At 58.3% G+C, this 3,187-nt stretch carries 3 protein-coding genes, 2 tRNA genes and 1 pseudogene; 3 read left to right on the top strand and 3 right to left on the bottom strand.

What is annotated here, in order from left to right:
* Positions 1-248: hypothetical protein (locus OC610_RS24045; RefSeq protein ID WP_264431408.1), on the top strand; the 248-nt coding region annotated here is incomplete at its 5' end.
* Here OC610_RS24045 and OC610_RS24040 read toward each other — a convergent pair.
* Positions 199-1,371, bottom strand: coding sequence for a zinc-dependent alcohol dehydrogenase (locus OC610_RS24040; RefSeq protein WP_264431407.1), 1,173 nt, complete (start codon positions 1,369-1,371; stop codon positions 199-201). The two genes, OC610_RS24045 and OC610_RS24040, sit on opposite strands and share 50 nt — an antisense overlap.
* Entirely contained in the window at positions 1,371-2,210 is an 840-nt protein-coding gene (locus OC610_RS24035) for an SRPBCC family protein (RefSeq protein ID WP_264431405.1), read from the bottom strand. The genes OC610_RS24040 and OC610_RS24035 overlap by 1 nt, the downstream gene beginning before the upstream one ends.
* 337 nt (positions 2,211-2,547) lie before the next feature.
* Between OC610_RS24035 and OC610_RS24030 the strand changes: the two genes are divergently transcribed.
* A tRNA-Cys gene (locus OC610_RS24030) sits at positions 2,548-2,621 on the top strand.
* Positions 2,622-2,815: 194 nt separating this feature from the next.
* A tRNA-Leu gene (locus OC610_RS24025) sits at positions 2,816-2,902 on the top strand.
* Between the two features lie 105 nt (positions 2,903-3,007).
* Here OC610_RS24025 and OC610_RS24020 read toward each other — a convergent pair.
* A pseudogene (locus OC610_RS24020) lies at positions 3,008-3,187 on the bottom strand (NUDIX hydrolase); the annotation flags it as partial.

Raw genomic sequence — 3,187 nt, 5'->3', positions numbered from 1 at the left:
AGCGAAGCGAGGCTGCGATCTTTCCAAGCCAGATTGAGTCTGAAGCGAAAGATCAAAAGATTAAAAGATCGCAGCCTCGCTTCGCTCGGCAGCTCCTACGAGAGGCCGCCTGCGATCTTTTGATCTTTCACACGGGGTACCGCCATCCGCAAAAAATCGCAGCCCTGCGGGAACAAGCTCTCTCCATGGGGCCGATCCTCACTCCGGCCGAAAAACTGCTCGCAAACAATCCTGGCGTTTCTCCTTGAACATTGCGTAACCCTCCACCGATTGTTCCAGGCCCATGGGATGAGTCAGGAGATAGGAGGGGTCCAGTTCACCTTTCTGGATGTGCTCGAACAGCCGCTTCACATAACGCTGTCCCGGTTGCTGGCCGGAGCGCAGGGTCAATGACTTGTTGACGATCGCCCCCATCGGAAACTTGTCCAGCAAGCCGCCATACACCCCGACCACCGACACCGTCCCGCCTTTGCGACAGGCCCGGATCGATTGGCGCAGCACCGTTCCGCGCTCGGTGTGCAGGCGCAGCATCTGCTTGGTCTTGTCGTAGAAATAATCGACTTCGGTGCCGTGGGCTTCCATGCCGACGCAATCGATGCAGCGATCCGGGCCTCGGCCGCCGGTCAGTTCCAGCAGGGCGGCGTGTATGTCCGTGGTCTCGTAGTTCAAGGCGATGGCCCCCGCCTTCTCTTCGGCCAACCGCAAGCGATCGGGGAATCGGTCGATGGCGATCACCCGTTCGGCGCCCAACAGATAGGCACTGGACATCGCCATCAACCCGACCCCACCACACCCCCAGACCGCGACCGTATCGCCGCGCTGGATGTCGGCGTTATCGGCGGCAAAAAAGCCGGTGGGCACTGCGTCGGAGACGAACACGGCTTGCTCGTCACTGACGCCGTCCGGGATGGAGAACAGGTTGACGTCGGCGAAAGGTACGCGGATGTAAGTGGCGTGGCTGCCGGCATAACCGCCGAAGGCGTGGCTGTAGCCGATAATGCCGCAGGCGGGTTGGCCGTAGGCAATGTCCGTTGCGGTGGGGTTTGGATTGGAGTTGTCGCAGCAGGAAAAGTCCGAGCGTCGGCAGTGCTCGCATTCGCCGCAACCGACGATCGACACCGTGACAACCCGATCGCCTTTCTTGAACTGCGTAACGGCGGAGCCAGTCTCCACCACTTCGCCCATGAATTCATGCCCGATGATGTCGCCGGCCTGCATGGTCGGCACGTAGCCGCCCAGTAGGTGCAAGTCGGAGCCGCATACCGATGACAGGATGACTCGCACGATCGCATCGCGGGGATTGAGGATGGAGGGATCGTCGACAGTCTCGACTTGTAGCTTGTTTGGGCCTTGCCAAGTCAATGCGCGCATCAGACGGTACCTCCATTGAGTTCGGATTTGTCAGTGGGTGAGTCACTGGCCGGTGCTTGCGTCGCGCTGGAGGCCGGATGTACGAAGAGAAAATCCTTCGTCTGCGGATCGCGCATCTTGTTGGTGCTGACTTCACCCGTCTCGAGTTGCTGCTTGATGCTGCGCAACACGTTCAGCAAGGCTTTGTCGGAGAACCGGGAAATGGCGGCGGCGAGTGCATAGCCGGCTGCGCCGAGGGGTGTTTCGCATGCCACGATGACTTTGATCTGCGTGCCTAGGCCGGCCGGTGCGTCGCTGAAGTGCATCTGGATATCATGCTTGAATCGTCGGCCCGGTCCGGCGATCCAATGCAGTTTGCGGCCTTCCTTGGGCTCGCACTGTTCGAGGTCACAATGCAGCGTCTTGTCCATCGGGCCATGGGCGACCCAGCGATAGGTCCGTTCGCCGGTCTGCTCGATGGTGTCGACCCACGGCATCAATGCGCCAAGATTGGCCGGGTCGCTGCAAAACGCGTACACCTCGTCCCGGGGCCTGCCAATCGTGATGCTTCGGGAAATCACCTTGCTGCCGTCCCAATCGCGATCTTGCTCGAACGTCTGCTCGAAGGGGCTGTGAGTCAGGGCTCGCTTGATTCTGCACGTGCCGGAATAGGCTCGCCAGGCAGCGCACCCACCGAGGAGCATTTGCGGCAAGCCCTTCAATCCGCCCTGACGAAGGCCGTTGGCAATCAACAATGAACCCGCGACCAGCGACAGCAGTCGCTCCGGCGTGCCGAGATTGGGATGAGACGGTGTGGGTACCGGGGCCCGGCTCGCCACCAGTTTTGGGCGTTCAGTCATGACGATTCTCCTTACTGATCCAAGGGACGACATAAGGGATGAACCAAGGCGAAGGCGGTTGTTCCGTTGGCGTCAGGGGTTTCCCGATGAGCCGGACCCAAGGCCTGTTTCGGCGCGTTGCGTTGCGTGGGTAACGATCCCTGGCGTTGGCTCCCGAGCAATTTTTTTTTGAAATCAAGGGGTTGTCAGCCTAGGCAAATGAGTACATAATTGCGCCCATCGAATGCATCGAGGTGTAAAAAACTTCAATGTTTTCAAGGAGATAGCTCGCTATTGGCGGCCGTATCCTGATCAGTTTGTATTCGTCTGATGGGTTTCATTGCATCGGGCGTATTGAGGCCGAATAGCAAAATGGTTATGCAGTGGATTGCAAATCCACCTACGCCGGTTCGATTCCGACTTCGGCCTCCACTTTTAAAAAGCTCTGTAGATCCATGATCTACAGAGCTTTTTTATTTGCGGAGCAATGAAAGGTTTTGTCTTGAAAAGGGCACCGGCCGCCTTGCTTCACCGGGGAGGGATGTATATATTTCCCCCTCTGTTGCACCCGCCGCGAACCTGTCAGATACCTATTTGTCAGTTTCACACGGCTTGACCGCGCTACCGCCCGAATGGCGAAACTGGTAGACGCATGGGACTTAAAATCCCCCGCTCGTAAGGGCGTGCCGGTTCGATTCCGGCTTCGGGCACCATCCAAGATCAAGGGTTTGCGAGCGAAAGCTGATGCAAACCCTTTTTCGTTTGTGGGCCGCAATTCTGACAACGGTCCGCAATGACTGAGCTTGTTTTGCGACGATCTACAACCTGCGCCGAAACGCCTCAAGTATCTCGCGCATGCCTTTCTTCATCTGCAATTGGGCAATGGCCTCCAGCGGGTGCCAGACACAGTCGCTGATCTCATTCTGTGGCCTGGCCGCCGTCGAGTCGTTGACCGAAGCTTCGAACACGTGATGCTCGGTGCCGCCTTCACTGAACTG

Origin of the sequence: Pseudomonas agronomica (assembly GCF_025917275.1) — a bacterium.
Classification (GTDB): Bacteria; Pseudomonadota; Gammaproteobacteria; order Pseudomonadales; family Pseudomonadaceae; genus Aquipseudomonas; species Aquipseudomonas agronomica.
This window is presented reverse-complemented; position numbering and strand designations above follow the sequence as displayed.

What these genes read in the sequence shown, in the direction of transcription:
- OC610_RS24040 (WP_264431407.1), bottom strand. Translation starts at nt 1,371, where the DNA reads ATGCGCGCATTGACTTGGCAAGGCCCAAACAAGCTACAAGTCGAGACT.
- OC610_RS24035 (WP_264431405.1), bottom strand. Translation starts at nt 2,210, where the DNA reads ATGACTGAACGCCCAAAACTGGTGGCGAGCCGGGCCCCGGTACCCACA.